Here is a 1,766-nt window from a genome sequence, read left to right as displayed (position 1 = left end):
AAGGAGATACCTCCCGGTGGCGTCGGGCAGGTGGCGACGAAGGCCTCCCACAGCTCCGCCGGCAGGCACCGGTGCAGGGCGCGGGCACCGTCGGGATTGATGTTGAGGCGGTACCCGTCGAGCCAGGCAGCGGCGTCGCGGTTACGTTCGCAGATGCGGACCTCGACGCCACCGGCGACGAGGGCCTGGCCGAGGGCGAGGCCCCCGATACCGGCGCCGATGATCAGGACGCGCAGGGGTGAGTCGGTCATAGCGGGGTCTCCCGGTCAGGTGAGGCGAGCGCGCTGGGCAGCTCGGCGAGGACGTGGTCGTGCCACGCGATCTCGGCCTCGAGACGCATGATCGTGTGAGCGAAGCTGAGGGGCTCGGTGCCGCGCAGATGCGGCAGCGCCTCGGCGTGGAGCAGGTGCCAGGTGTCGAGCTGAGCCCGCAGTGCCGCGCGGCGGTTGGTGAACGCGGCGATCAGCGCGTCGTTGCCGAGGGCGGCGCTGTACTGCAGCGCGAGATCGACCGGGTCGGGACGGAGGTGGACCTCGCGCAGCGCGTCACCGCGCAGGACGGCGAGCTCCTGCCGGCCGGTATCGGTGATCGCGTAGACCGTGCGCGCCGGCATGTTGCCCGCGCGTTCGGTGCGGACGGCCTCGATGATCCCCTCGTCGGCCATCCGACCGAGAGCGGCGTACAGCGATCCGACCTTGATGTCGGTCCAGAGCTCAGTGCGGTTGGTCTGCGCCTCCCGTCGGATCTGGTGGCCGTGCATCGGTCCGTGCTCGGCGAGAGCGCCGAGGATGTACAACCGCACGCTGCTCACGAGCTACTCAAGCACGAGTACTCGCTTATAATCAAGGGTGAGTACTCGTGTACGAGTACCGTCCCGGTGACAGTCGGGCCGTCCGGGGCGGTCCGCTGCCGAGAGAGCGGATCGACTCACGCGTGACGGAGCGCGTTTGACCCTCTCCTGACCGCAGACGCGAGCGGGGTCCCGAAGGAGTCGACGGTCGGCATCGAGGCTCGACCGGCGCCGCGAGGTCGCTCGCCCCGCTCGCGCCACCCCGCAATTGACGTCCTCCGCGAGGGCGCTTTCGGGCGCCGGAGGCCACGGTCGAGGTCGTGGGCTGGCTCCGCGTCTGAGTGCCGCGCTCCCGGCTGCTTCCCGGTCGCGCGTCTCGCGTTGCTACAACGAAGCCGTGTTGTCCGCCGCGTTCCGACCGGTCGCGGTCGCCGTCTTTGCCGTCTGCGCCATCGTCTCCATGGCCTTCGCCGCGCAGGCTGAGCGACGGCGTCGCGCTGGCGCCACTTCGCTGCGCTTTCTGGGATCGATCTTGGCGGTGCTCGCTGCGGTCTTCTACGCGGTCCCGGCTCCGCTCTTAATGCTCTAGAGCCCGCGACCGTCCAACAGGGGCAGTCTCGGTCTCCGGGACTCCCGATGTACGACCGCCACGGCTTCCCCGGCGGGAACGCCCTGATCCTGCGCACCCTCCTGGGCCGCCAGCCGCGGGGCTTCGTCGAGGTCTGGCACTCCGTGTCCAATGACCCGCTGAGCTGAGCGCCCGCCGGATCCTCAGTCCGCCGCGAGGAGGTCGGGGGCCAGGCGTTCCAGGCGCCGCAGCTCGTCGTCGAGATCGCCGCTCGGGCGGCCAAGCAGCGCGACGTGGTCGGCGCCCGCCTGCCGATGCGCCTCGACCGCGGCCGCGATCGCCTCGGCGCCACCGTGTGCGATGACCTGGTCGCGGGTCGTCGGGTCGGCCGGATCGAGACCGACGTCG

Annotated in this window: 3 protein-coding genes and 1 pseudogene; 1 reads left to right on the top strand and 3 read right to left on the bottom strand. The window is 70.9% G+C overall.

Going from position 1 to position 1,766, the window contains the following annotated elements:
- Together AC0CYZ_RS00500 and AC0CYZ_RS00495 are read right to left on the bottom strand one after the other, a co-directional pair.
- Positions 1-251 (bottom strand): NAD(P)-binding protein (locus AC0CYZ_RS00500; RefSeq protein ID WP_472210963.1); only part of this gene is annotated, 251 nt, incomplete at its 3' end.
- Positions 248-811 carry a PadR family transcriptional regulator gene (locus tag AC0CYZ_RS00495; protein ID WP_472210960.1) on the bottom strand — a complete coding sequence of 188 codons (564 nt, stop codon included), beginning with the start codon at positions 809-811 and terminating at the stop codon, positions 248-250. The genes AC0CYZ_RS00495 and AC0CYZ_RS00500, both read right to left, overlap by 4 nt.
- Before the next feature lie 376 nt (positions 812-1,187).
- Here AC0CYZ_RS00495 and AC0CYZ_RS00490 point away from each other — a divergent pair, with 376 nt between their 5' ends.
- Complete coding sequence (locus tag AC0CYZ_RS00490) at positions 1,188-1,379, top strand: hypothetical protein (RefSeq protein ID WP_472210957.1); 192 nt, start codon at positions 1,188-1,190, stop codon at positions 1,377-1,379.
- A gap of 182 nt (positions 1,380-1,561) precedes the next feature.
- Here AC0CYZ_RS00490 and AC0CYZ_RS00485 read toward each other — a convergent pair.
- A pseudogene (locus AC0CYZ_RS00485) lies at positions 1,562-1,766 on the bottom strand (hypothetical protein); the annotation flags it as partial.

The organism is Actinomycetospora sp. (assembly GCF_055612215.1).
Note: the sequence above shows the minus strand (reverse complement) of the source record. Positions and strands in the feature narration are given on the sequence as shown.